Source organism: Escherichia sp. SCLE84 (genome assembly GCF_012584495.1).
Taxonomy (GTDB): Bacteria; Pseudomonadota; Gammaproteobacteria; order Enterobacterales; family Enterobacteriaceae; genus ECMA0423.
Genome location: NZ_CP051430.1, coordinates 624,861 through 647,441 on the forward strand (window position 1 = coordinate 624,861; position 22,581 = coordinate 647,441).

Genomic DNA, 22,581 nt, shown 5'->3' on the forward strand with positions numbered 1-22,581 from the left:
GGAATAGAATCAAAAATACTTAAGTAGCGCGCAGGGATAAGAGGGATGGTCCCTTAAAGGGGAGAGCTAATTATCCGGAAGGATTCTGATGATGAACATCGAAGAACTGCGTAAAATTTTTTGTGAAGATGGCCTCTATGCTGTGTGCGTTGAAAATGGAAATCTTGTTAGTCATTACCGCATTATGTGTTTGCGAAAGAATGGGGCTGCGTTAATTAATTTTGTGGATGCTCGGGTCACGGACGGATTTATCTTGCGCGAAGGTGAGTTTGTCACTTCATTACAGGCATTGAAAGAGATCGGAATAAAAGCTGGCTTTTCTGCTTTTTCAGGAGAATAAACTCATCTACAATCTTGCGCGGGGCTGAACTCCCGCTGAGTAACACCGTGCCACCGGAGAAAACCGATGGCACGCAACGCAAAATATTACAATTCTGATAATTCGCCCGTTCTTGCCTGCACGCACGGGCGGTATTCTCACGCATTCAAGTCTGAATGGTTCCAGCACCCTCCATGCACTGCAGAACAGGCCGAATGGCTGATTCATTCTTACCGCAGGCGCGGGTTCGAGGTTAAGAAAGCTCTCAGTCTCGACTATCGGCACTGGATAATCTCTGTCAGGCTGCCTTATTCCGAACGCCCACCACGTGCGTCCCGCACTTTCCAGCAACGGATCTGGAGGTAACGTGCGGGTATTACTTAGACCTGTTCTGGTGCCTGAGCTTGGGCTGGTGGTCCTTAAGCCGGGCCGTGAATCCATACAGATATTTCATAATCCTCGAGTGCTGGTGGAACCGGAACCAAAAAGCATGCGTAATCTGCCATCCGGAGTCGTTCCTGCCGTTCGCCAGCCGCTGGCGGAAGACAAAACATTGCTGCCGTTTTTTAGTAACGAACGGGTGATTCGTGCTGCTGGCGGCGTTGGCGCATTGTCCGACTGGCTATTACGTCATGTTACATCCTGCCAGTGGCCTAATGGCGATTACCATCACACTGAAACAGTCATTCACCGTTATGGTACCGGCGCAATGGTGTTGTGCTGGCACTGCGACAACCAACTGCGTGACCAGACATCGGAATCACTGGAGCTGCTTGCTCAACAAAATCTGACAGCATGGGTGATTGACGTCATCCGTCACGCAATAAGCGGTACGCAGGAGCGGGAATTATCTTTGGCTGAATTATCCTGGTGGGCGGTCTGCAATCAGGTGGTGGATGCACTACCTGAGGCTGTATCGCGTCGTTCGCTGGGATTACCAGCGGAAAAAATCTGCTCGGTGTACCGCGAAAGCGACATCGTACCGGGAGAGCAGACCGCCACCAGCATATTGAAACAACGCACAAAAAATCTTGCACCGTTGCCTTACGCCCACCAGCAACAAAAATCACCACAGGAAAAGACGGTGGTAAGCATCATCGTTGATCCAGAGTCTCCGGAATCTTTCATGAAGCTGCCTAAACGTCGCCGCTGGGTTAAGGAGAAATACACACGTTGGGTTAAGACACAGCCGTGTGCTTGCTGCGGTATGCCAGCCGACGATCCGCATCATCTGATTGGTCACGGGCAGGGCGGAATGGGAACAAAAGCACATGATCTCTTTGTGTTGCCTTTGTGCAGAAAGCATCACAACGAGCTGCATACGGATACAGTGGCATTTGAAGATAAGTATGGCTCCCAACTGGAGCTGATATTTCGTTTTATCGATCGCGCGCTGGCAATTGGCGTACTGGCGTAAGTGGAGAACGAGCATGAACCTTGAAGCCTTACCAAAATATTACTCCCCAAAATCTCCAAAATTGAGCGATGACGCTCCAGCGACAGGCACCGGTTGTTTAACAATTACGGATGTAATGGCAGCGCAGGGGATGGTGCAGTCGAAAGCACCACTTGGGTTGGCCTTATTTCTGGCAAAAGTTGGTGTTCAGGACCCTCAGTTTGCGATTGAAGGCCTGCTAAATTACGCGATGGCACTGGATAACCCGACATTGAACAAATTGAGTGAAGAAATCCGGTTACAGATTATTCCTTACCTCGTGAGTTTTGCCTTTGCTGATTACTCCAGGTCTGCGGCAAGTAAGGCTCGCTGTGAGCATTGTTCAGGTACGGGATTTTATAATGTATTGCGCGAAGTGGTGAAACACTACAGACGCGGGGAATCTGTAATCAAGGAAGAATGGGTGAAGGAACTATGTCAGCATTGCCATGGTAAGGGCGAAGCCAGCACAGCGTGCAGAGGGTGTAAGGGTAAAGGGATTGTTCTGGATGAAAAAAGAACCCGGTTTCATGGCGTACCGGTATATAAGATTTGTGGGCGTTGTAATGGAAACCGGTTTAGTCGTTTACCGACCACGCTGGCACGACGTCATGTCCAGAAGCTGGTACCAGACCTGACCGATTATCAGTGGTATAAGGGGTATGCGGACGTCATTGGTAAACTGGTAACAAAGTGCTGGCAGGAAGAAGCATACGCGGAAGCGCAATTGAGGAAGGTGACGAGATAAATGATTTTTGCTGAAGATGGCGACATGATGTTTGCATTTTTCAAAAAATATGGATAAAATTTTTTCAACGATGGGCTTTGTATACCCGACGTTAAGAAAAAGTAGAAAACCCGCTGATGAGCGGGTTTTGTGCTTTAAATGGGGCAATGGTAATGTTGAATCTCATCCCGGGACTCATGTCTGTTAACTTATTATTTAGCTGGTGACTTGGTTATTTGCCTGATGTTTAAAATGTTTTCTTCCAGTACAATGTCCCTAAACACAATGAGTCTGCTTATTATATTATTAGCAGAGCTATTACGGCCAAAGTACAGCATAAGCTTTTAAAGCCAATCAACCAGTCATCAAGACAGACGGGGTTATTCATAAAAACTCTCCATGTGTGATCCGATGGGGCCTGAAATTAAAGCTTTAATATAGCTCATGAAAGGTAAACATTGGCAGCTGAAGGGCCACGCAGACCATTTATCCGGCAAAATTCCACGCGTAATCCGGTGGTAATTTCTTCTGCATCGCGGAGATTGAGCGCTGAGACATGAAGCTGGACATCGATACGACCATCGGATGGGGTGATAAGACCCTTGCCGCTTTTGCCGTCAAAGGTTTTGACAATTCCTGTCATTTTACGGGACAAAAAAATTCCTTAATACTGATAACTTGGCGCACTATACACACGTTCCTGAAGAAAGCTATAGTTTTTTGATGGGGTTGAAGATGGCTGGATGTCTAAAATAAACATTGCTTCATATGTTCAACTATGCGTTAATGATTGCGTCGGTTTGAAGAACAGACGATATACGAAGTAGTTTACTAAAGCAGTTCTCATTTCAGGTGTTATTCACTTATTCCTTCTTTGAGTCTCTCCAATTAAGTACGAAGTCGTTTCTGTTATGCAAACCATTTATGCCGAAAGGCTCAAGTTAAGGAATGTAGAATGTCAAATAAAATGACTGGTTTAGTAAAATGGTTTAACGCTGATAAAGGTTTCGGCTTTATTTCTCCTGTTGATGGTAGTAAAGATGTGTTTGTGCATTTTTCTGCGATTCAGAATGATAATTATCGAACCTTATTTGAAGGTCAAAAGGTTACCTTCTCTATAGAGAGTGGTGCTAAAGGTCCTGCAGCAGCAAATGTCATCATTACTGATTAAAATTCATCGCTCGTCTGTATACGATAACGAAGAAGGCTGATGCCTGAGTAGAGATACGGACAGAGTAGTGAATATTGGATCTCTTTAATAAAAAGTAAGGAGGTCCAATACATGAAACAATGGCCAGCATATTTGGCAAAATCTTAATCAGGAAAAGTATGCTAACCATTGTGGTGAAGTGCAGGTTTGCTGCATGAATAGTTTTACAGCAGAAGCTAACTGCTGGCATGGCAAAACAAAGTGCGTAAGTGGATGACTCCCACAAAAAGCACCACAATCTCAAACCCGCTCAGGCGGGTTTTTTATTATCTGCTTTAAATATATTATTAAAATATAAAAAATACTTGTTACTAATAAAATCAATCAGGCTACAGCTTTAAGATTTGTCTGGAATACTTTGTTGCAATGAGGGCAGATCAAAAGGGCACCTTTTTGTACTCTTGAAAAACTGTGTTCTGACTCTTGGGTGCAGTTTGGGCAGGAACATTTAACGAGATAATTACGGCGTGATTTTGAGTCTTTACGTTCTGACATAGGCTTTTCCTGTATAAATGGCCGTATACAGTACACTAAATATGAAAACATTTCTCGTATTATTATTTTATATATAACTTTCTTTCAAAATAATTACTCACATTTTTAATGTGTATGTTTCTTTAGCGCCGTTGAGAACAACGTGTGCTGTCAAAACTACCCCGTAGACTCCGATCTTTTCAAACATATTGCACCATCCGTGTACATCGGGGTGAGGATATGAAATCAATGGATAAGTTAACAACAGGTGTTGCCTATGGCACATCGGCGGGTAATGCTGGTTTCTGGGCATTGCAGTTACTCGATAAAGTAACTCCGTCACAGTGGGCTGCAATCGGTGTGCTGGGTAGCCTGGTTTTTGGCCTGCTGACGTATCTGACAAATCTTTATTTCAAGATTAAAGAAGACAGGCGTAAGGCTGCGAGAGGAGAGTAATCCAATGACTCAAGACTATGAACTGGTTGTGAAAGGAGTCCGTAATTTTGAGAATAAAGTTACGGTAACTGTAGCCTTACAGGACAAAGAACGCTTTGACGGTGAAATTTTTGACCTGGATGTCGCCATGGACCGTGTTGAAGGAGCTGCGCTGGAGTTTTATGAGGCAGCAGCCAGAAGGAGCGTCCGGCAAGTCTTCCTGGAAGTAGCAGAAAAATTGTCAGAAAAAGTTGAGTCTTATCTGCAGCATCAGTACTCCTTTAAGATTGAAAATCCTGCCAATAAGCACGAGCGTCCTCATCATAAATATATATGAACACAAAAATCAGATACGGCCTGTCGGCTGCCGTTCTGGCGCTGATTGGTGCTGGCGCATCTGCTCCTCAGATACTTGACCAGTTTCTGGACGAAAAAGAAGGTAACCACACAATGGCATACCGCGATGGTTCTGGCATATGGACCATCTGTCGGGGTGCCACAGTGGTGGATGGAAAAACCGTTTTTCCCAATATGAAACTGTCGAAGGAAAAATGCGACCAGGTCAACGCCATTGAGCGTGATAAGGCGCTGGCATGGGTGGAGCGCAATATTAAAGTACCACTGACCGAACCACAAAAAGCGGGTATCGCGTCATTTTGTCCCTATAACATTGGCCCCGGTAAGTGTTTCCCGTCGACGTTTTATAAGCGGCTGAATGCTGGTGATCGTAAAGGTGCATGCGAAGCGATTCGCTGGTGGATTAAGGATGGCGGACGCGATTGCCGCATTCGTTCAAATAACTGTTACGGTCAGGTTATTCGTCGTGACCAGGAGAGCGCATTAACCTGCTGGGGGATAGAACAGTGAATCAGATATTCATGGTGATTTTTCTCGTGTTGTCAGGATTTATCGTCGGAAATGTCTGGAGCGACAGAGGATGGCAAAAAAAATGGGCGGAACGTGATGCTGCCGCATTATCACAAGAGGTAAATGCTCAATTTGCTGCTCGAATAATTGAACAGGGGCGAACTATAGCCCGTGATGAGGCTGTTAAAGATGCACAACAGAAATCTGCTGAAATTTCTGCCAGGGCTGCTTATCTGTCTGATAGTGTTAACCAGTTGCGTGCCGAAGCAAAAAAATATGCCATACGCCTTGACGCAGCGAAGCATACCGCAGATCTTGCCGCTGCCGTCAGAGGCAAAACAACCAAAACCGCCGAAGGAATGCTCACCAACATGCTCGGAGATATTGCAGCAGAAGCTCAGCTTTATGCTGAAATTGCTGACGAACGCTACATCGCAGGAGTGACTTGTCAACAGATCTATGAATCTTTAAGAGATAAAAAGCATCAAATGTAGGGTAATATTAAATCGGAACATTTACATCGCGGAATGTAAAATTTAAATAAAAAGGACTCTTCCATGAGCCAAAATTCCTGAAATCTTAAGGGTAAGATAAAAGGTCTTAATCAGAATGACACGTTATTATTAATAAATAAAGCTATTCTTTCATTGCTGTGTTTTTCTTTACAAAAGTAATCCTTGCTATGGGTGGTTAATCATGCGTTAATGGTGTTCTGGTTTGTTACAAATTTATCTGAAGCAGTCATTGTTATAATTTTATTATTTGTACCTCTTGAGATTTCCTTGTTGGTTTTTCTCTCTGATATTTTTTTTCGGACCATTCTGCCCAAGGGCTAATTTCTTCAAAAGGTAATAATTATGTCTAACAAAATGACTGGTTTAGTGAAATGGTTTAACCCTGAAAAAGGTTTTGGTTTCATCACGCCGAAAGATGGCAGCAAAGATGTGTTTGTCCATTTCTCAGCAATTCAGAGCAACGATTTCAAAACATTAACTGAGAATCAGGAAGTTGAATTTGGTATTGAGAACGGACCTAAAGGTCCTGCCGCTGTTCATGTAGTGGCGCTTTGAGGTAGACAATATTACAAACCATATTCACTTTAGATGCCCGTGTTGTCATGGTTCCCAGTATAGAACATCATCTTTTGATGTTTCTGACATGAATCCTTTCGGGGCAAAATGTATCTTTTGTAAATCAATGATGATTACATTTGATAATATTTCACAATACTTAAATGCCAGCCGTCTGTCGTTGGATTTAAAAAAGTGAAAATGAAGGCTCCTTCGGGAGCTTTTTTGCTTGGTACCTATTCGATGGATACTCACATACTACGGTAACATCATGAAAAAAATCATAGTTTTTTTTAACTCTGAACCTGCAGTGGTAGTGCCAGCGATGACTGGAGTTAACACCATCATGCGTGAATATCCAAATGGCGAAAAAACACACCTTACTGTAATGGCCGCAGGGTTTCCATCTCTGACCGGAGATCATAAAGTCATTTATGTAGCCGCGGATCGACATGTTACTTCAGAAGAAATTCTGGAAGCAGCAATAAGGCTCTTGAGTTGATTTGATGCTATTGTATTGATAATTCAGGAAAATTTTCTTTGTCTGTTTGTGTAAAATTTAGACTATCGTATGTTGATTATTGCGATGTTTCATCTTATCTTTTACACGTTTGCACCATATAATCGACTTACTGTGTAACTGGAAAGTCATAACAGACTAAAAGAGGAAATGATGAATATTGAAAACTTAAAAACAAAAGCAGAAGCAGATATTTCTGAATATATAACAAAAAAAATTATTGAACTTAAGAAAAAGACCGGGAAAGAAGTTACCAGTATTCAGTTTACCGCACGGGAAAAAATGACGGGTCTTGAAAGCTATGATGTCAAGATTAATTTAATCTGATGTATTCAATAATAAAATTTATCCATAAACCTCGTTTTTACGGGGTTTTGTTATATTTGAATGGTTCCGAATATCTAAATCACAATTGTTGATGGTTTTTATTAAACCAATGCAGTCCGGCTCAGGAGTGAGAGAAGCCGGACGTTATGGTTTAGCGTGGTAAGATCTGTGTAGTTTTCTGGATGCTTTCAGTAAATAGTAATGAATTATCAAAGGTATAGTAATATCTTTTTTGTTCGTGGATATTTGTAACCCACCGAAAAACTCCTGCTTTAGCAAGGTTTCTTCTGTATTCCTGAAATGTGATCTCTCTGGATTTCAGCTTATTAGAGGTCGTTTCTATAAGATGCCTATCCTTTGAAAATTTGACAGACACAATGTTTTTTAGGCCCTTTAATAACACTGTATTATCATTTTTTAATACAATATGAACATTCTCTGTGGCTAAATAGTAAATGTAATGTGAGACATTGTGACGTTTTAGCTCAGAATAAAACCATTGATAGTTTAAATCGTTTCGAACTTTATCAAATATTTGTTTAAAAATGACTACCTGATCCATAGATAAACCTTCCATGTGATATGAGGGGGCGTAGTCTGCACGATTATCTAAATTGCTTCAATCTGGTCTGACCTGTTTTCTGAGCAATTCAGTAATGTCACTCTTTTCTTTGTTTGCTTCAGAAGAAACTCTTTTTTCTGAGCACAGTCTCCGGCGGCAGGCTTCAATGACCCAGGCTGAGAAATTCCCGGACCCTTTTTGCTCAAGAGCGATGTTAATTTGTTCAATCATTTGGTTAGGAAAGCGGATGTTGCGGGTTGTTGTTCTGCGGGTTCTGTTCTTCGTTGACATGAGGTTGTCCCGTATTCAGTGTCGCTGATTTGTATTGTCTGAAGTTGTTTTTACGTTAAGTTGATGCAGATCAATTAATACGATATCTGCGTCATAATTGATTATTTGACGTGGTTTGATGGCGTAGATGCACGTTGTGACATGCAGATGATAATTATTATCATTTTGCGGGTCCTTTCCGGCGATCCGACAGGTTACGGGGCGGCGACCTCGCGGGTTTTCGCTATTTATGAAAATTTTCCGGTTTAAGGCATTTCCGTTCTTCTTCGTCGTAACTTAATGTTTTTATTTAAAATACCCCCTGAAAAGAAAGGAAACGACAGGTGCTGAAAACGAGCTTTTGGGCCTCTGTCGTTTCCTTTCTCTGTTTTTGGCCGTGGAATGAACAATGGAAGTCAACAAAAAGCAGCTGGCTGACATTTTCGGTGCGAGTATCCGTACCATTCAGAACTGGCAGGAACAGGGAATGCCCGTTCTGCGAGGCGGTGGCAAGGGTAATGAGGTGCTTTATGACTCTGCCGCCGTTATAAGATGGTATGCCGAAAGGGATGCTGAAATTGAGAACGAAAAGCTGCGCCGGGAAGTTGAAGAACTGCGGCAGGCCAGCGAGACAGATCTCCAGCCAGGGACTATTGAGTACGAACGCCATCGACTTACGCGTGCGCAGGCCGACGCACAGGAGCTGAAAAATGCCAGAGACTCCGCTGAAGTGGTGGAAACCGCATTCTGTACTTTCGTGCTGTCGCGGATCGCAGGTGAAATTGCCAGTATTCTCGACGGGATCCCCCTGTCGGTGCAGCGGCGTTTTCCGGAACTGGAAAACCGACATGTTGATTTCCTGAAACGGGATATCATCAAAGCCATGAACAAAGCAGCCGCGCTGGATGAACTGATACCGGGGTTGCTGAGTGAATATATCGAACAGTCAGGTTAACAGGCTGCGGCATTTTGTCCGCGCCGGGCTTCGCTCACTGTTCAGGCCGGAGCCACAGACCGCCGTTGAATGGGCGGATGCTAATTACTATCTCCCGAAAGAATCCGCATACCAGGAAGGGCGCTGGGAAACACTGCCCTTTCAGCGGGCCATCATGAATGCGATGGGCAGCGACTACATCCGTGAGGTGAATGTGGTGAAGTCTGCCCGTGTCGGTTATTCCAAAATGCTGCTGGGTGTTTATGCCTACTTCATAGAGCATAAGCAGCGCAACACCCTTATCTGGTTGCCGACGGATGGTGATGCCGAGAACTTTATGAAAACCCACGTTGAGCCGACTATTCGTGATATTCCGTCGCTGCTGGCGCTGGCCCCGTGGTATGGCAAAAAGCACCGGGATAACACGCTCACCATGAAGCGTTTCACTAATGGGCGTGGCTTCTGGTGCCTGGGCGGTAAAGCGGCAAAAAACTACCGTGAAAAGTCGGTGGATGTGGCGGGTTATGATGAACTTGCTGCTTTTGATGAGGATATTGAACAGGAAGGCTCTCCGACGTTCCTGGGTGACAAGCGTATTGAAGGCTCGGTCTGGCCAAAGTCCATCCGTGGCTCCACGCCCAAAGTGAGAGGCACCTGTCAGATTGAGCGTGCAGCCAGTGAATCCCCGCATTTTATGCGTTTTCATGTTGCCTGCCCGCACTGCGGGGAGGAGCAGTACCTTAAATTTGGCGATAAAGAGACGCCGTTTGGCCTCAAATGGACGCCGGATGATCCCTCCAGCGTGTTTTATCTCTGCGAACATAATGCCTGCGTCATCCGCCAGCAGGAGCTGGACTTCACTGATGCCCGTTATATCTGCGAAAAGACCGGGATCTGGACCCGTGATGGCATTCTCTGGTTTTCGTCATCCGGTGAAGAGATTGAACCGCCTGACAGCGTGACCTTTCACATCTGGACGGCGTACAGCCCGTTCACCACCTGGGTGCAGATTGTCAAAGACTGGATGAAGACGAAAGGGGATACGGGAAAACGTAAAACCTTCGTGAACACCACGCTCGGTGAGACGTGGGAAGCGAAAATCGGCGAACGTCCGGATGCTGAAGTGATGGCAGAGCGGAAAGAGCATTATTCAGCGCCCGTTCCTGACCGTGTGGCTTACCTGACCGCCGGTATCGACTCCCAGCTGGATCGCTACGAAATGCGCGTATGGGGATGGGGGCCGGGTGAGGAAAGCTGGCTGATTGACCGGCAGATTATTATGGGCCGCCACGACGATGAACAGACACTGCTGCGTGTGGATGAGGCCATCAATAAAACCTATACCCGCCGGAATGGTGCAGAAATGTCGGTATCCCGTATCTGCTGGGATATTGGCGGGATTGACCCGACCATTGTGTATGAACGCTCGAAAAAACATGGGCTGTTCCGGGTGATCCCCATTAAAGGGGCATCCGTCTACGGAAAGCCGGTGGCCAGCATGCCACGTAAGCGAAACAAAAACGGGGTTTACCTTACCGAAATCGGTACGGATACCGCGAAAGAGCAGATTTATAACCGCTTCACACTGACGCCGGAAGGGGATGAACCGCTTCCCGGTGCCGTTCACTTCCCGAATAACCCGGATATTTTTGATCTGACCGAAGCGCAGCAGCTGACTGCTGAAGAGCAGGTCGAAAAATGGGTGGATGGCAGGAAAAAAATACTGTGGGACAGCAAAAAGCGACGCAATGAGGCGCTCGACTGCTTCGTTTATGCGCTGGCGGCGCTGCGCATCAGTATTTCCCGCTGGCAGCTGGATCTCAGTGCACTGCTGGCGAGCCTGCAGGAAGAGGATGGTGCAGCAACCAACAAGAAAACACTGGCAGATTACGCCCGTGCCTTATCCGGAGAGGATGAATGACGCGACAGGAAGAACTTGCCGCTGCCCGTGCGGCACTGCATGACCTGATGACAGGTAAACGGGTGGCAACGGTACAGAAAGACGGACGGCGAGTGGAGTTTACGGCCACTTCCGTGTCTGACCTGAAAAAATACATTGCGGAGCTGGAGGTGCAGACCGGCATGACACAGCGACGCAGGGGACCTGCAGGATTTTATGTATGAAAACGCCCACCATTCCCACCCTTCTGGGACCGGACGGCATGACATCGCTGCGTGAATATGCCGGTTATCACGGCGGTGGCAGCGGATTTGGTGGGCAGTTGCGGGCGTGGAACCCACCGAGTGAAAGTGTGGATGCAGCCCTGCTGCCCAACTTTACCCGTGGCAATGCCCGCGCGGACGATCTGGTACGCAATAACGGCTATGCTGCCAACGCCATCCAGCTGCATCAGGATCATATCGTCGGGTCTTTTTTCCGGCTCAGTCATCGCCCAAGCTGGCGCTATCTGGGCATCGGGGAGGAAGAAGCCCGTGCCTTTTCCCGCGAGGTTGAAGCGGCATGGAAAGAGTTTGCCGAGGACGACTGTTGCTGCATTGACGTTGAGCGAAAACGCACGTTCACCATGATGATTCGGGAAGGTGTGGCCATGCATGCCTTTAACGGTGAACTGTTCGTTCAGGCCACCTGGGATACCAGCCCGTCGCGACTGTTCCGGACACAGTTCCGGATGGTCAGTCCGAAGCGTATCAGCAACCCGAACAATACCGGCGACAGCCGGAACTGCCGTGCCGGTGTGCAGATTAATGACAGCGGCGCGGCGCTGGGATATTACGTCAGCGAGGACGGCTATCCTGGCTGGATGCCGCAGAAATGGACATGGATACCCCGTGAGTTACCCGGCGGGCGCGCCTCGTTCATTCACGTTTTTGAACCCGTGGAGGACGGGCAGACCCGCGGTGCAAATGTGTTTTACAGCGTAATGGAGCAGATGAAGATGCTCGACACGCTGCAGAACACGCAGCTGCAGAGCGCCATTGTGAAGGCGATGTATGCCGCCACCATTGAAAGTGAGCTGGATACGCAGTCAGCGATGGATTTTATTCTGGGCGCGAACAGTCAGGAGCAGCGGGAAAGGCTGACCGGCTGGATTGGTGAAATTGCCGCGTATTACGCCGCAGCGCCGGTCCGGCTGGGAGGCGCAAAAGTACCGCACCTGATGCCGGGGGACTCACTGAACCTGCAGACGGCTCAGGACACGGATAACGGCTACTCCGTGTTTGAGCAGTCACTGTTGCGGTATATCGCTGCCGGGCTGGGTGTCTCGTATGAGCAACTTTCCCGGAATTACGCCCAGATGAGCTACTCCACGGCACGGGCCAGTGCGAACGAGTCGTGGGCGTACTTTATGGGGCGGCGAAAATTCGTCGCATCCCGTCAGGCGAGCCAGATGTTTCTGTGCTGGCTGGAAGAGGCCATCGTTCGCCGCGTGGTGACGTTACCTTCAAAAGCGCGCTTCAGCTTTCAGGAAGCCCGCAGTGCCTGGGGGAACTGCGACTGGATAGGCTCCGGTCGTATGGCCATCGATGGTCTGAAAGAAGTTCAGGAAGCGGTGATGCTGATAGAAGCCGGACTGAGCACCTACGAGAAAGAGTGCGCGAAACGCGGTGACGACTATCAGGAAATTTTTGCCCAGCAGGTCCGTGAAACGATGGAGCGCCGCGCAGCTGGTCTTAAACCGCCCGCCTGGGCGGCTGCGGCATTTGAATCCGGGCTGCGACAATCAACAGAGGAGGAGAAGAGTGACAGCAGAGCTGCGTAATCTCCCGCATATTGCCAGCATGGCTTTTAATGAGCCGCTGATGCTTGAACCCGCCTATGCGCGGGTTTTCTTTTGTGCGCTTGCAGGCCAGCTTGGGATCAGCCGCCTGACGGATGCGGTGTCCGGCGACAGCCTGACTGCCCAGGAGGCACTCGCGACGCTGGCATTATCCGGTGATGATGACGGACCACGACAGGCCCGCAGTTATCAGGTCATGAACGGCATCGCCGTGCTGCCGGTGTCCGGCACGCTGGTCAGCCGGACGCGGGCGCTGCAGCCGTACTCGGGGATGACCGGTTACAACGGCATTATCGCCCGTCTGCAACAGGCTGCCAGTGACCCGATGGTGGACGGCATTCTGCTCGATATGGACACGCCCGGCGGGATGGTGGCGGGGGCATTTGACTGCGCTGACATCATCGCCCGTGTGCGTGACATAAAGCCGGTATGGGCGCTGGCCAATGACATGAACTGCAGCGCAGGTCAGCTGCTTGCCAGTGCCGCCTCCCGGCGTCTGGTCACGCAGACCGCCCGGACAGGCTCCATCGGCGTCATGATGGCTCACAGTAATTACGGCGCTGCACTGGAGAAACAGGGCGTGGAAATCACGCTGATTTACAGCGGCAGCCATAAGGTGGATGGCAACCCCTACAGCCATCTACCGGATGATGTCCGGGAAACATTGCAGTCCCGGATGGATGCAACCCGCCGGATGTTTGCACAGAAGGTGTCGGCATATACCGGCCTGTCCGTGCAGGCTGTGCTGGATACCGAGGCTGCAGTGTACAGCGGTCAGGAGGCCATTGATGCCGGACTGGCTGATGAACTTGTCAACAGCACCGATGCGATCACCGTTATGCGTGATGCACTGGATGCACGTAAATCCCGTCTCTCAGGAGGGCGAATGACCAAAGAGACTCAATCAACAACTGTTTCAGCCACTGCTTCGCAGGCTGACGTTACTGACGTGGTGCCAGCGACGGAGGGCGAAAACGCCAGCGCGGCGCAGCCGGACGTGAACGCGCAGATCACCGCTGCGGTTGCGGCAGAAAACAGCCGCATTATGGGGATCCTCAACTGTGAGGAGGCTCACGGACGCGAAGAACAGGCCCGCGTGCTGGCAGAAACCCCCGGTATGACCGTGGAAACGGCCCGCCGCATTCTGGCAGCTGCACCACAGAGTGCACAGGCGCGCAGTGACACTGCGCTGGATCGTCTGATGCAGGGGGCACCGGCACCGCTGGCTGCAGGTAACCCGGCATCTGATGCCGTTAACGATTTGCTGAACACACCAGTGTAAGGGATGTTTATGACGAGCAAAGAAACCTTTACCTATTACCAGCCGCTGGGCAACAGTGACCCGGCTCATACCGCAACCGCGCCCGGCGGATTGAGTGCGAAAGCGCCTGCAATGACCCCGCTGATGCTGGACACCTCCACCCGTAAGCTGGTTGCGTGGGATGGCACCACCGACGGTACTGCCGTTGGCATTCTGGCGGTTGATGCTGACCAGACCAGCACCACGCTGACGTTCTACAAGTCCGGCACGTTCCGTTATGAGGATGTGCTCTGGCCGGAGGCTGCCAGCGACGAGACGAAAAAACGGACCGCGTTTGCCGGAACGGCAATCAGCATCGTTTAACTTTACCCTTCATCACTAAAGGCCGCCTGTGCGGCTTTTTTTACGGGATTTTTTTATGTCGATGTACACAACCGCCCAGCTGCTGGCGGCAAATGAGCAGAAATTTAAGTTTGATCCGCTGTTTCTGCGTCTCTTTTTCCGTGAGAGCTATCCCTTCACCACGGAGAAAGTCTATCTCTCACAAATTCCGGGACTGGTAAACATGGCGCTGTACGTTTCGCCGATTGTTTCCGGTGAGGTTATCCGTTCCCGTGGCGGCTCCACCTCTGAATTTACGCCGGGATATGTCAAACCCAAGCATGAGGTGAATCCGCAGATGACCCTGCGTCGCCTGCCGGATGAAGATCCGCAGAATCTGGCGGACCCGGCTTACCGCCGCCGTCGCATCATCATGCAGAACATGCGAGACGAAGAGCTGGCCATTGCTCAGGTCGAAGAGATGCAGGCCGTTTCTGCTGTGCTTAAGGGCAAATACACCATGACCGGTGAAGCCTTCGATCCGGTTGAGGTGGATATGGGCCGCAGTGCGGCGAACAACATCACACAGTCCGGTGGTACGGAGTGGAGCAAGCGTGACAAGTCCACGTATGACCCGACCGACGATATCGAAGCCTATGCGCTGAACGCCAGCGGCGTGGTGAATATCATCGTGTTTGATCCGAAAGGCTGGGCGCTGTTCCGTTCCTTCAAAGCCGTCAAGGAGAAGCTGGATACCCGTCGCGGCTCTAATTCCGAGCTGGAGACAGCGGTAAAAGACCTGGGCGAAGCGGTGTCCTATAAGGGGATGTATGGCGATACGGCGATCGTCGTGTATTCCGGACAGTACGTGGAAAACGACGTCAAAAAGAACTTCCTGCCGGACAACACGATGGTGCTGGGGAACACTCAGGCACGCGGTCTGCGCACCTATGGCTGCATTCAGGATGCGGACGCACAGCGCGAAGGTATTAACGCCTCTGCCCGCTACCCGAAAAACTGGGTGACCACCGGCGATCCGGCGCGTGAGTTCACCATGATTCAGTCTGCACCGCTGATGCTGCTGGCTGACCCTGATGCGTTCGTGTCCGTACAACTGGCGTAATCATGGCCCTTCGGGGCCATTTTCTCTGTGGAGGAGTCCATGACGAAAGATGAACTGATTGCCCGTCTTAAGGTGCTGGGTGAGCAACTGAACCGTGATGTCAGCCTGACGGGGACGAAGGAAGAACTGGCGCTCCGTGTGGCAGAGCTGGAAGAGGAGCTTGATGACTCGGATGACACTTCCGGCCAGGACACGCCTGTCAGCCCGGAAAATGCGCTGACCGGGCATGAAAATGAGGTGGTATCAGAGCCGCCGGATACCGTAATTCAGGATACGGCTGATCTGGTCACGGTCGTGGCACTGGTGACGCTGCATACCGATGCACTTCACGCCACACGGGATGAGCCTGTGGATTTTGTGCTGCCGGGAACGGAGTTCCGTGTCTCTGCCGGTGTGGCAGTTGAAATGACAGAGCGCGGCCTGGCCAGAATGCAATAACGGGAGGCGCTGTGGCTGATTTCGATAACCTGTTCGATGCTGCCATTGCCCGCGCCGATGAAACGATACGCGGGTACATGGGAACGTCAGCCACCATGACATCCGGTGAGCAGTCCGGCGCAGTAATACGTGGTGTTTTTGATGACCCTGAAAATATCAGCTATGCCGGACAGGGCGTGCGCGTTGAAGGCTCCAGCCCGTCCCTGTTTGTCCGGACTGATGATGTGCGGCAACTGCGGCGTGGAGACACGCTGACCATCGGTGAGGAAAACTTCTGGATAGACCGGGTTTCGCCGGATGATGGTGGAAGCTGTCATCTCTGGCTTGGGCGGGGCGTACCGCCTGCCGTTAACCGTCGCCGCTGAAAGGGGGATGTATGGCCATAAAAGGTCTTGAGCAGGCCGTTGAAAACCTCAGCCGTATCAGCAGAACGGCGGTGCCTGGTGCCGCCGCAATGGCCATTAACCGCGTTGCTTCATCCGCGATATCGCTGTCGGCGTCACAGGTTGCCCGTGAGACAAAGGTACGCCGGAAACTGGTAAAGGAAAGGGCCAGGCTGAAAAGGGCCACGGTCAAAAACCCGCAGGCCAGAATCAAGGTTAACCGGGGGGATTTGCCCGTAATAAAGCTGGGTAACGCGCGGATTGTCCTGTCCCGACGCAGGCGTCGTAAAAAGGGGCAGCGTTCAGCCCTGAAAGGTGGCGGCAGCGTGCTTGTGGTGGGAAACCGTCGTATTCCCGGCGCGTTTATTCAGCAACTGAAAAATGGCCGGTGGCATGTCATGCAGCGTGTGGCCGGGAAAAACCGTTACCCCATTGATGTGGTGAAAATCCCGATGGCGGTGCCGCTGACCACGGCGTTTAAACAGAATATTGAGCGGATACGGCGTGAGCGTCTTCCGAAAGAGCTGGGCTATGCGCTGCAGCATCAACTGAGAATGGTAATAAAGCGATGAAACATACTGAACTCCGAGCAGCCGTACTGGATGCACTGGAGAAGCATGACACCGGGGCGACGCTTTTTGATGGTCGCCCCGCTGTTTTTGATGAGGCGGATTTTCCGGCAATTGCCGTTTATCTCACCGGCGCTGAATACACGGGCGAAGAGCTGGACAGCGATACCTGGCAGGCGGAGCTGCATATTGAAGTTTTCCTGCCTGCTCAGGTGCCGGATTCAGAGCTGGATTCGTGGATGGAGTCCCGGATTTATCCGGTGATGAGCGATATCCCGGCACTGTCAGATTTGATCACCAGTATGGTGGCCAGTGGCTATGACTACCGGCGCGACGATGATGCGGGCCTGTGGAGTTCAGCCGATCTGACGTATGTCATTACCTATGAAATGTGAGGACGCTATGCCTGTACCAAATCCAACAATGCCGGTGAAAGGTGCCGGGACCACACTGTGGGTTTATAAGGGGAACGGTGACCCTTATGCGAACCCGCTTTCAGACGTTGACTGGTCGCGTCTGGCAAAAGTTAAAGACCTGACACCCGGCGAACTGACCGCTGAGTCCTATGACGACAGCTATCTCGATGATGAAGATGCGGACTGGACTGCGACCGGGCAGGGGCAGAAATCTGCCGGAGATACCAGCTTCACGCTGGCGTGGATGCCCGGAGAGCAGGGGCAGCAGGCGCTGCTGGCGTGGTTTAATGAAGGTGATACCCGTGCCTATAAAATCCGCTTCCCGAACGGCACGGTCGATGTGTTCCGTGGCTGGGTCAGCAGTATCGGTAAAGCGGTGACGGCGAAGGAAGTGATCACCCGCACGGTGAAGGTCACCAATGTGGGACGCCCGTCGATGGCTGAAGATCGCAGTACGGTGACGGCAGCAACCGGCATGACGGTAACGCCAGCCAGTGCTTCCGTAGTGAAAGGGCAGAGCACCACGCTGACCGTGGCATTCCAGCCGGAAGGTGTAACCGACAAGAGCTTCCGTGCGGTGTCTGCGGATAAAACAAAAGCCACCGTGTCGGTCAGTGGTATGACCATCACCGTGAACGGCGTTGCTGCAGGCAAGGTCAACATTCCGGTTGTATCCAGTAATGGTGAGTTTGCTGCGGTTGCAGAAATCACCGTCACCGCCAGTTAATCCGGAGAGTCAGCGATGTTTCTGAAAACCGAATCATTTGAATATAACGGCGTGACCGTCACGCTTTCTGAACTGTCAGCCCTGCAGCGTATTGAGCATCTCGCCTGGTTGAAAGAGCAGGAAAAAAAGGCTGAATCCAGTGGCAACCTGCAGGTGTCTGTAGAGGATCTTATCAGAGGCGGGGCGTTTCTGGTGGCGATGTCTCTGTGGCATAACCATCCGCAGAAGACAAAGCTGCCGTCCATGAATGAAGCCATTACGCAGATTGAGCAGGAAGTGCTTACCACCTGGCCCACGGAGGCAATTGCTCAGGCTGAAAACGTGGTGTTACGTCTGTCCGGAATGTCTGAGTTTGTGGTGAATAATGCCCCTGAACAGGCAGATGACGCCGGGCCTACAGAGCCTGTTTCTGCGGGAAAGTGTTCGACGGTGAGCTGAGTTTTGCCCTGAAACTGGCGCGTGAGATGGGGCGACCCGACTGGCGCGCCATGCTTGCCGGGATGTCATCCACGGAGTATGCCGACTGGCACCGCTTTTACAGTACCCATTATTTTCATGATGTTCTGCTGGATATGCACTTTTCCGGGCTGACATACACCGTGCTCAGCCTGTTTTTCAGCGATCCGGATATGCATCCGCTGGATTTCAGTCTGCTGAACCGGCGCGAGGCTGACGAAGAGCCTGAAGATGATGTGCTGATGCAGAAAGCGGCAGGGCTTGCCGGAGGTGTCCGCTTTGGCCCGGACGGGAATGAAGTTATCCCTACTTCCCCGGATGTGGCGGACATGACGGAGGATGACGTAATGCTGATGACAGTATCAGAAGGGATCGCAGGAGGAGTCCGGTATGGCTGAACCGGTAGGCGATCTGGTCGTTGATTTGAGTCTGGATGCGGCCAGATTTGACGAGCAGATGGCCAGAGTCAGGCGTCATTTTTCCGGTACGGAAAGTGATGCGAAAAAAACAGCGGCAGTCGTTGAACAGTCGCTGAGCCGACAGGCGCTAGCTGCACAGAAAGCGGGGATTTCCGTCGGGCAGTATAAAGCCGCCATGCGTATGCTGCCTGCACAGTTCACCGACGTGGCCACGCAGCTTGCAGGCGGGCAAAGTCCGTGGCTGATCCTGCTGCAACAGGGTGGTCAGGTTAAGGACTCCTTCGGCGGGATGATCCCCATGTTCAGGGGGCTTGCCGGTGCGATCACCCTGCCGATGGTGGGGGCCACCTCGCTGGCGGTGGCGACCGGTGCGCTGGCGTATGCCTGGTATCAGGGCAACTCAACCCTGTCCGATTTCAACAAAACGCTGGTCCTTTCCGGCAATCAGGCGGGACTGACGGCAGATCGTATTCTGGCCCTGTCCAGAGCCGGGCAGGCGGCAGGGCTGACGTTTAACCAGACCAGCGAGTCACTGACGGCGCTGGTGAATGCCGGTGTGCGTGGTGGTGAGCAGTTTGAGGCGATCAGCCAGAGTGTGGCGCGTTTCTCCTCTGCATCCGGCGTGGAGGTGGACAAGGTCGCTGAAGCCTTCGGGAAGCTGACCACAGACCCGACGTCGGGACTGACAGCGATGGCACGTCAGTTCCATAACGTGACGGCGGAGCAGATTGCGTATGTTGCTCAGTTGCAGCGTTCCGGAGATGAAGCCGGGGCATTGCAGGCGGCGAACGAGGCCGCAACGAAAGGGTTTGATGACCAGACCCGCCGCCTGAAAGAGAACATGGGCACGCTGGAGACCTGGGCAGACAGGACAGCACGGGCATTCAAATCCATGTGGGATTCGGTGCTGGATATTGGTCGCCCGGACACTGCCCAGGGAATGCTGGAGAAAGCAGAAAAGGCTTTTGATGAGGCGGACAAAAAATGGCAGTGGTATCAGAGCCGAAGCCACCGGCGCGGTAAAACCTCAGCATTTCTTGCCAATCTCCGGGGAGCATGGGAGGACAGAGCGAATGCGCAACTTGGGCTTTCAGCCGCCACGTTGCAGGCCGATCTTGAAAAGGCCAGAGAGATGGCAGCAAAGGACTGGGCCGAGTCTGAGGCATCACGGCTGAAATATACCGAAGAGGCGCAGAAGGCTTACGAACGCCTGCAGACGCCGCTGGAGAAATATACCGCCCGTCAGGAAGAACTGAACAAGGCACTGAAAGACGGGAAAATCCTGCAGGCAGATTACAACACGCTGATGGCGGCGGCGAAAAAGGATTATGAAGCGACGCTGAAAAAGCCGAAACAGTCCGGCGTGAAAGTGTCTGCGGGCGATCGTCAGGAAGACAGTGCTCATGCTGCCCTGCTGACGCTTCAGGCTGAACTCCGGACGCTGGAGAAGCATGCCGGAGCAAATGAGAAAATCAGCCTGCAGCGCCGGGATTTGTGGAAGGCGGAGAGTCAGTTCGCGGTACTGGAGGAGGCGGCGCAACGTCGCCAGCTGTCCGCACAGGAGAAATCCCTGCTGGCGCATAAAGATGAGACGCTGGAGTACAAACGCCAGCTGGCTGCACTTGGCGACAAGGTTACGTATCAGGAGCGCCTGAACGCGCTGGCGCAGCAGGCGGATAAGTTCGCACAGCAACAACGGGCAAAACGGGCAGCCATTGAGGCGAAAAACCGGGGGCTTACTGACCGGCAGGCAGCGCGGGAAGCCACAGAACAGCGCCTGAAGGAACAGTATGGCGATAATTCGCTGGCGCTGAATAACGTCATGTCAGAGCAGAAAAAGACCTGGGCGGCTGAAGACCAGCTTCGCGGGAGCTGGATGGCAGGCCTCAGGTCCGGCTGGAGTGAGTGGGAAGAGAGCGCCACGGACAGTATGTCGCAGGTTAAAAGTGCAGCCACGCAGACCTTTGATGGTATTGCGCAGAATATGGCGGCGATGCTGACCGGCAGTGAGCAGAACTGGCGCAGCTTCACCCGTTCCGTGCTGTCCATGATGACAGAAATTCTGCTTAAGCAGGCAATGGTGGGGATTGTCGGGAGTATCGGTAGCGCCATTGGCGGGGCTGTTGGTGGCGGCGCATCCGCATCAGGCGGTACAGCCATTCAGGCAGCTGCGGCGAAATTCCATTTTGCAACCGGAGGATTTACGGGAACCGGCGGCAAATATGAGCCAGCGGGGATTGTTCACCGTGGTGAATTTGTCTTCACGAAGGAGGCAACCAGCCGAATTGGTGTCGGCAACCTGTACCGCCTGATGCGGGGCTATGCGGAAGGTGGTTATGTGGGCGGTGCCGGAAGTCCGGCGCAGATGCGGCGGGCTGAAGGCATTAATTTTAATCAGAACAATCACGTGGTGATTCAGAACGACGGTACGAATGGTCTGCCAGGTCCACAGATGATGAAGGCAGTGTATGACATGGCCCGCAAGGGTGCCCGTGATGAAATTCAGGCACAGATGCGCGATGGTGGTCTGTTCTCCGGAGGTGGACGATGAAGACCTTCCGCTGGAAAGTGAAACCCGGTATGGATGTGGCTTCGGCCCCTTCCGTCAGGAAAGTGCGCTTTGGTGATGGCTATTCCCAGCGAGCGCCTGCCGGGCTGAATGCCGACCTGAAAACGTACAGCGTGACGCTTTCTGTTCCCCGTTGGGAGGCCACGGCGCTGGAGTCGTTTCTGGCTGAGCACGGGGGCTGGAAAGCCTTTCTGTGGACGCCGCCTTATGAGTGGCGGCAGATAAAGGTGACCTGCGCAAAATGGTCGTCGCGGGTCAGTATGCTGCGTGTTGAGTTCAGCGCAGAGTTTGAACAGGTGGTGAACTGATGCAGGATATCCGGCAGGAAACACTGAATGAATGCACCCGTGCGGAGCAGTCGGCCAGCGTGGTGCTCTGGGAAATCGACCTGACAGAGGTCGGTGGAGAACGTTATTTTTTCTGTAATGAGCAGAACGAAAAAGGTGAGCCGGTCACCTGGCAGGGGCGACAGTATCAGCCGTATCCCATTCAGGGGAGTGGTTTTGAACTGAATGGCAAAGGCACCAGTACGCGCCCCACACTGACGGTTTCTAACCTGTACGGTATGGTCACCGGGATGGCGGAAGATCTGCAGAGTCTGGTCGGTGGAACGGTGGTCCGGCGTAAGGTTTACGCCCGTTTTCTGGATGCGGTGAACTTCGTCAACGGAAACAGTGGCGCCGATCCGGAGCAGGAGGTGATCAGCCGCTGGCGCATTGAGCAGTGCAGCGAACTGAGCGCGGTGAGTGCCTCTTTTGTACTGTCCACGCCGACGGAAACGGATGGCGCTGTTTTTCCGGGACGTATCATGCTGGCCAACACCTGCACCTGGACCTATCGCGGTGACGAGTGCGGTTATAGCGGTCCGGCTGTCGCGGATGAATATGACCAGCCAACGTCCGATATCACGAAGGATAAATGCAGCAAATGCCTGAGCGGTTGTAAGTTCCGCAATAACGTCGGCAACTTTGGCGGCTTCCTTTCCATTAACAAACTTTCGCAGTAAATC

Annotated in this window: 36 protein-coding genes; 31 read left to right on the top strand and 5 right to left on the bottom strand. The window is 51.5% G+C overall.

Annotation, left to right across the window (positions count from 1 at the left end; all coding sequences use genetic code 11):
• Positions 1–88 precede the first annotated feature (88 nt).
• From rem to HGD79_RS03315, 4 genes are all read left to right on the top strand, one after another.
• Positions 89–340: a protein Rem gene (rem, locus tag HGD79_RS03300; RefSeq protein ID WP_000980994.1), complete on the top strand. Its 252-nt coding sequence runs from the start codon at positions 89–91 to the stop codon at positions 338–340.
• Between the two features lie 66 nt (positions 341–406).
• Positions 407–685 carry a hypothetical protein gene (locus tag HGD79_RS03305; protein WP_012304870.1) on the top strand — a complete coding sequence of 93 codons (279 nt, stop codon included), beginning with the start codon at positions 407–409 and terminating at the stop codon, positions 683–685.
• Between the two features lies 1 nt (position 686).
• The gene (locus HGD79_RS03310) at positions 687–1,736 is read left to right on the top strand and encodes a DUF968 domain-containing protein (protein ID WP_168848293.1); all 1,050 of its coding nucleotides are present in this window, start codon (positions 687–689) and stop codon (positions 1,734–1,736) included.
• Positions 1,737–1,749: 13 nt separating this feature from the next.
• Positions 1,750–2,502 carry an antitermination protein gene (locus HGD79_RS03315; RefSeq protein ID WP_001047135.1) on the top strand — a complete coding sequence of 251 codons (753 nt, stop codon included), beginning with the start codon at positions 1,750–1,752 and terminating at the stop codon, positions 2,500–2,502.
• Between the two features lie 277 nt (positions 2,503–2,779).
• Here the strand turns inward: HGD79_RS03315 and HGD79_RS03320 are convergent, their stop codons facing one another.
• Positions 2,780–2,869, bottom strand: coding sequence for a hypothetical protein (locus tag HGD79_RS03320; RefSeq protein WP_120795389.1), 90 nt, complete (start codon positions 2,867–2,869; stop codon positions 2,780–2,782).
• A 54-nt stretch (positions 2,870–2,923) separates the two neighbouring features.
• A complete protein-coding gene (gene cspF, locus HGD79_RS03325) occupies positions 2,924–3,136 on the bottom strand; it encodes a cold shock-like protein CspF (protein ID WP_000087756.1) in 213 nt (70 codons plus the stop codon).
• Positions 3,137–3,436: 300 nt separating this feature from the next.
• On the opposite strand from cspF, the gene cspB reads away from it, so the two are divergent.
• On the top strand, positions 3,437–3,652 hold the full coding sequence (gene cspB / locus HGD79_RS03330; RefSeq protein ID WP_000066484.1) for a cold shock-like protein CspB: 216 nt from the start codon (positions 3,437–3,439) through the stop codon (positions 3,650–3,652).
• A 363-nt stretch (positions 3,653–4,015) separates the two neighbouring features.
• Here the strand turns inward: cspB and ynfU are convergent, their stop codons facing one another.
• Positions 4,016–4,186: a putative zinc-binding protein YnfU gene (ynfU, locus tag HGD79_RS26510; RefSeq protein ID WP_001405948.1), complete on the bottom strand. Its 171-nt coding sequence runs from the start codon at positions 4,184–4,186 to the stop codon at positions 4,016–4,018.
• 219 nt (positions 4,187–4,405) lie between these two features.
• Here ynfU and essD point away from each other — a divergent pair, with 219 nt between their 5' ends.
• From essD to HGD79_RS03375, 9 genes are all read left to right on the top strand, one after another.
• Positions 4,406–4,621: a phage lysis protein EssD gene (gene essD / locus HGD79_RS03335; protein WP_000839590.1), complete on the top strand. Its 216-nt coding sequence runs from the start codon at positions 4,406–4,408 to the stop codon at positions 4,619–4,621.
• Between the two features lie 4 nt (positions 4,622–4,625).
• A complete protein-coding gene (locus HGD79_RS03340; RefSeq protein ID WP_000189915.1) occupies positions 4,626–4,937 on the top strand; it encodes a YdfR family protein in 312 nt (103 codons plus the stop codon).
• Positions 4,934–5,467 (top strand): lysozyme, encoded by a 534-nt coding sequence (locus HGD79_RS03345; protein WP_001092971.1) that lies wholly within the window; start codon positions 4,934–4,936, stop codon positions 5,465–5,467. Before HGD79_RS03340 ends, HGD79_RS03345 begins: the two co-directional genes overlap by 4 nt.
• The gene (locus HGD79_RS03350; RefSeq protein WP_001071769.1) at positions 5,464–5,961 is read left to right on the top strand and encodes a DUF2514 domain-containing protein; all 498 of its coding nucleotides are present in this window, start codon (positions 5,464–5,466) and stop codon (positions 5,959–5,961) included. The genes HGD79_RS03345 and HGD79_RS03350 overlap by 4 nt, the downstream gene beginning before the upstream one ends.
• A 363-nt stretch (positions 5,962–6,324) precedes the next feature.
• Positions 6,325–6,537, top strand: coding sequence for a cold shock protein CspI (gene cspI, locus HGD79_RS03355; protein ID WP_000066495.1), 213 nt, complete (start codon positions 6,325–6,327; stop codon positions 6,535–6,537).
• A 10-nt stretch (positions 6,538–6,547) separates the two neighbouring features.
• Positions 6,548–6,736, top strand: a complete 189-nt coding sequence (locus tag HGD79_RS03360) for a cold-shock protein (protein ID WP_071524604.1) — start codon at positions 6,548–6,550, stop codon at positions 6,734–6,736.
• 2 nt (positions 6,737–6,738) lie between these two features.
• A complete protein-coding gene (gene ynfR, locus HGD79_RS03365) occupies positions 6,739–6,804 on the top strand; it encodes a small protein YnfR (RefSeq protein ID WP_168848530.1) in 66 nt (21 codons plus the stop codon).
• Between the two features lie 4 nt (positions 6,805–6,808).
• Positions 6,809–7,039 carry a protein YnfN gene (gene ynfN / locus HGD79_RS03370; protein WP_000720962.1) on the top strand — a complete coding sequence of 77 codons (231 nt, stop codon included), beginning with the start codon at positions 6,809–6,811 and terminating at the stop codon, positions 7,037–7,039.
• A 171-nt stretch (positions 7,040–7,210) separates the two neighbouring features.
• Positions 7,211–7,384: an addiction module toxin, GnsA/GnsB family gene (locus HGD79_RS03375; protein ID WP_001019606.1), complete on the top strand. Its 174-nt coding sequence runs from the start codon at positions 7,211–7,213 to the stop codon at positions 7,382–7,384.
• A 151-nt stretch (positions 7,385–7,535) separates the two neighbouring features.
• On the opposite strand, the gene HGD79_RS03380 is transcribed toward HGD79_RS03375, so the two are convergent.
• Positions 7,536–7,946: a DUF1398 domain-containing protein gene (locus HGD79_RS03380; protein ID WP_000373090.1), complete on the bottom strand. Its 411-nt coding sequence runs from the start codon at positions 7,944–7,946 to the stop codon at positions 7,536–7,538.
• A gap of 57 nt (positions 7,947–8,003) precedes the next feature.
• The gene (locus tag HGD79_RS03385) at positions 8,004–8,237 is read right to left on the bottom strand and encodes a YlcI/YnfO family protein (RefSeq protein WP_001368374.1); all 234 of its coding nucleotides are present in this window, start codon (positions 8,235–8,237) and stop codon (positions 8,004–8,006) included.
• A 388-nt stretch (positions 8,238–8,625) separates the two neighbouring features.
• On the opposite strand from HGD79_RS03385, the gene HGD79_RS03390 reads away from it, so the two are divergent.
• Genes HGD79_RS03390 through HGD79_RS03470 form a run of 17 tightly spaced genes read left to right on the top strand, consistent with a single transcriptional unit; the run spans position 8,626 to position 22,578 of the window.
• A complete protein-coding gene (locus HGD79_RS03390; protein ID WP_000453611.1) occupies positions 8,626–9,171 on the top strand; it encodes a DNA-packaging protein in 546 nt (181 codons plus the stop codon).
• Positions 9,146–11,071 carry a phage terminase large subunit family protein gene (locus HGD79_RS03395; protein ID WP_053879349.1) on the top strand — a complete coding sequence of 642 codons (1,926 nt, stop codon included), beginning with the start codon at positions 9,146–9,148 and terminating at the stop codon, positions 11,069–11,071. The genes HGD79_RS03390 and HGD79_RS03395 overlap by 26 nt, the downstream gene beginning before the upstream one ends.
• Complete coding sequence (locus HGD79_RS03400; protein ID WP_000198149.1) at positions 11,068–11,274, top strand: gpW family protein; 207 nt, start codon at positions 11,068–11,070, stop codon at positions 11,272–11,274. The genes HGD79_RS03395 and HGD79_RS03400 overlap by 4 nt, the downstream gene beginning before the upstream one ends.
• Positions 11,271–12,872, top strand: a complete 1,602-nt coding sequence (locus HGD79_RS03405) for a phage portal protein (protein WP_001349645.1) — start codon at positions 11,271–11,273, stop codon at positions 12,870–12,872. Before HGD79_RS03400 ends, HGD79_RS03405 begins: the two co-directional genes overlap by 4 nt.
• Entirely contained in the window at positions 12,853–14,172 is a 1,320-nt protein-coding gene (locus tag HGD79_RS03410; protein WP_000123317.1) for a S49 family peptidase, read from the top strand. Before HGD79_RS03405 ends, HGD79_RS03410 begins: the two co-directional genes overlap by 20 nt.
• Before the next feature lie 9 nt (positions 14,173–14,181).
• On the top strand, positions 14,182–14,514 hold the full coding sequence (locus tag HGD79_RS03415) for a head decoration protein (protein ID WP_168848294.1): 333 nt from the start codon (positions 14,182–14,184) through the stop codon (positions 14,512–14,514).
• 55 nt (positions 14,515–14,569) lie between these two features.
• Complete coding sequence (locus HGD79_RS03420) at positions 14,570–15,595, top strand: major capsid protein (protein WP_000063254.1); 1,026 nt, start codon at positions 14,570–14,572, stop codon at positions 15,593–15,595.
• 39 nt (positions 15,596–15,634) lie between these two features.
• On the top strand, positions 15,635–16,033 hold the full coding sequence (locus tag HGD79_RS03425) for a DNA-packaging protein FI (RefSeq protein WP_000158854.1): 399 nt from the start codon (positions 15,635–15,637) through the stop codon (positions 16,031–16,033).
• Between the two features lie 11 nt (positions 16,034–16,044).
• Entirely contained in the window at positions 16,045–16,398 is a 354-nt protein-coding gene (locus HGD79_RS03430; RefSeq protein WP_000752996.1) for a head-tail joining protein, read from the top strand.
• A gap of 11 nt (positions 16,399–16,409) precedes the next feature.
• Positions 16,410–16,988 (top strand): phage tail protein, encoded by a 579-nt coding sequence (locus HGD79_RS03435; protein WP_000975111.1) that lies wholly within the window; start codon positions 16,410–16,412, stop codon positions 16,986–16,988.
• A complete protein-coding gene (locus HGD79_RS03440; RefSeq protein ID WP_000683128.1) occupies positions 16,985–17,380 on the top strand; it encodes a phage minor tail U family protein in 396 nt (131 codons plus the stop codon). The genes HGD79_RS03435 and HGD79_RS03440 overlap by 4 nt, the downstream gene beginning before the upstream one ends.
• Before the next feature lie 7 nt (positions 17,381–17,387).
• Positions 17,388–18,128: a phage tail protein gene (locus tag HGD79_RS03445; RefSeq protein ID WP_001360166.1), complete on the top strand. Its 741-nt coding sequence runs from the start codon at positions 17,388–17,390 to the stop codon at positions 18,126–18,128.
• Between the two features lie 15 nt (positions 18,129–18,143).
• Positions 18,144–18,566 carry a phage minor tail protein G gene (locus tag HGD79_RS03450; protein ID WP_000479206.1) on the top strand — a complete coding sequence of 141 codons (423 nt, stop codon included), beginning with the start codon at positions 18,144–18,146 and terminating at the stop codon, positions 18,564–18,566.
• Complete coding sequence (locus tag HGD79_RS03455; protein WP_000459458.1) at positions 18,548–18,982, top strand: phage tail assembly protein T; 435 nt, start codon at positions 18,548–18,550, stop codon at positions 18,980–18,982. Before HGD79_RS03450 ends, HGD79_RS03455 begins: the two co-directional genes overlap by 19 nt.
• Positions 18,975–21,554: a phage tail tape measure protein gene (locus HGD79_RS03460; RefSeq protein WP_168848295.1), complete on the top strand. Its 2,580-nt coding sequence runs from the start codon at positions 18,975–18,977 to the stop codon at positions 21,552–21,554. The genes HGD79_RS03455 and HGD79_RS03460 overlap by 8 nt, the downstream gene beginning before the upstream one ends.
• On the top strand, positions 21,551–21,880 hold the full coding sequence (locus HGD79_RS03465) for a phage tail protein (protein WP_000847331.1): 330 nt from the start codon (positions 21,551–21,553) through the stop codon (positions 21,878–21,880). Before HGD79_RS03460 ends, HGD79_RS03465 begins: the two co-directional genes overlap by 4 nt.
• Positions 21,880–22,578, top strand: a complete 699-nt coding sequence (locus HGD79_RS03470; protein WP_001152624.1) for a phage minor tail protein L — start codon at positions 21,880–21,882, stop codon at positions 22,576–22,578. Before HGD79_RS03465 ends, HGD79_RS03470 begins: the two co-directional genes overlap by 1 nt.
• Positions 22,579–22,581 lie beyond the last annotated feature (3 nt).

Bases quoted from the DNA above. Each gene is read 5' to 3' on its own strand.
- rem (WP_000980994.1), top strand. From the start codon at position 89: ATGATGAACATCGAAGAACTGCGTAAAATTTTTTGTGAAGATGGCCTC.
- HGD79_RS03305 (WP_012304870.1), top strand. From the start codon at position 407: ATGGCACGCAACGCAAAATATTACAATTCTGATAATTCGCCCGTTCTT.
- HGD79_RS03315 (WP_001047135.1), top strand. From the start codon at position 1,750: ATGAACCTTGAAGCCTTACCAAAATATTACTCCCCAAAATCTCCAAAA.
- HGD79_RS03320 (WP_120795389.1), bottom strand. From the start codon at position 2,869: ATGAATAACCCCGTCTGTCTTGATGACTGGTTGATTGGCTTTAAAAGC.
- cspB (WP_000066484.1), top strand. From the start codon at position 3,437: ATGTCAAATAAAATGACTGGTTTAGTAAAATGGTTTAACGCTGATAAA.
- ynfU (WP_001405948.1), bottom strand. From the start codon at position 4,186: ATGTCAGAACGTAAAGACTCAAAATCACGCCGTAATTATCTCGTTAAA.
- essD (WP_000839590.1), top strand. From the start codon at position 4,406: ATGAAATCAATGGATAAGTTAACAACAGGTGTTGCCTATGGCACATCG.
- HGD79_RS03340 (WP_000189915.1), top strand. From the start codon at position 4,626: ATGACTCAAGACTATGAACTGGTTGTGAAAGGAGTCCGTAATTTTGAG.
- HGD79_RS03345 (WP_001092971.1), top strand. From the start codon at position 4,934: ATGAACACAAAAATCAGATACGGCCTGTCGGCTGCCGTTCTGGCGCTG.
- cspI (WP_000066495.1), top strand. From the start codon at position 6,325: ATGTCTAACAAAATGACTGGTTTAGTGAAATGGTTTAACCCTGAAAAA.
- ynfN (WP_000720962.1), top strand. From the start codon at position 6,809: ATGAAAAAAATCATAGTTTTTTTTAACTCTGAACCTGCAGTGGTAGTG.
- HGD79_RS03375 (WP_001019606.1), top strand. From the start codon at position 7,211: ATGAATATTGAAAACTTAAAAACAAAAGCAGAAGCAGATATTTCTGAA.
- HGD79_RS03380 (WP_000373090.1), bottom strand. From the start codon at position 7,946: ATGGATCAGGTAGTCATTTTTAAACAAATATTTGATAAAGTTCGAAAC.
- HGD79_RS03385 (WP_001368374.1), bottom strand. From the start codon at position 8,237: ATGTCAACGAAGAACAGAACCCGCAGAACAACAACCCGCAACATCCGC.
- HGD79_RS03390 (WP_000453611.1), top strand. From the start codon at position 8,626: ATGGAAGTCAACAAAAAGCAGCTGGCTGACATTTTCGGTGCGAGTATC.
- HGD79_RS03400 (WP_000198149.1), top strand. From the start codon at position 11,068: ATGACGCGACAGGAAGAACTTGCCGCTGCCCGTGCGGCACTGCATGAC.
- HGD79_RS03405 (WP_001349645.1), top strand. From the start codon at position 11,271: ATGAAAACGCCCACCATTCCCACCCTTCTGGGACCGGACGGCATGACA.
- HGD79_RS03415 (WP_168848294.1), top strand. From the start codon at position 14,182: ATGACGAGCAAAGAAACCTTTACCTATTACCAGCCGCTGGGCAACAGT.
- HGD79_RS03420 (WP_000063254.1), top strand. From the start codon at position 14,570: ATGTCGATGTACACAACCGCCCAGCTGCTGGCGGCAAATGAGCAGAAA.
- HGD79_RS03425 (WP_000158854.1), top strand. From the start codon at position 15,635: ATGACGAAAGATGAACTGATTGCCCGTCTTAAGGTGCTGGGTGAGCAA.
- HGD79_RS03435 (WP_000975111.1), top strand. From the start codon at position 16,410: ATGGCCATAAAAGGTCTTGAGCAGGCCGTTGAAAACCTCAGCCGTATC.
- HGD79_RS03440 (WP_000683128.1), top strand. From the start codon at position 16,985: ATGAAACATACTGAACTCCGAGCAGCCGTACTGGATGCACTGGAGAAG.
- HGD79_RS03445 (WP_001360166.1), top strand. From the start codon at position 17,388: ATGCCTGTACCAAATCCAACAATGCCGGTGAAAGGTGCCGGGACCACA.
- HGD79_RS03450 (WP_000479206.1), top strand. From the start codon at position 18,144: ATGTTTCTGAAAACCGAATCATTTGAATATAACGGCGTGACCGTCACG.
- HGD79_RS03460 (WP_168848295.1), top strand. From the start codon at position 18,975: ATGGCTGAACCGGTAGGCGATCTGGTCGTTGATTTGAGTCTGGATGCG.
- HGD79_RS03465 (WP_000847331.1), top strand. From the start codon at position 21,551: ATGAAGACCTTCCGCTGGAAAGTGAAACCCGGTATGGATGTGGCTTCG.
- HGD79_RS03470 (WP_001152624.1), top strand. From the start codon at position 21,880: ATGCAGGATATCCGGCAGGAAACACTGAATGAATGCACCCGTGCGGAG.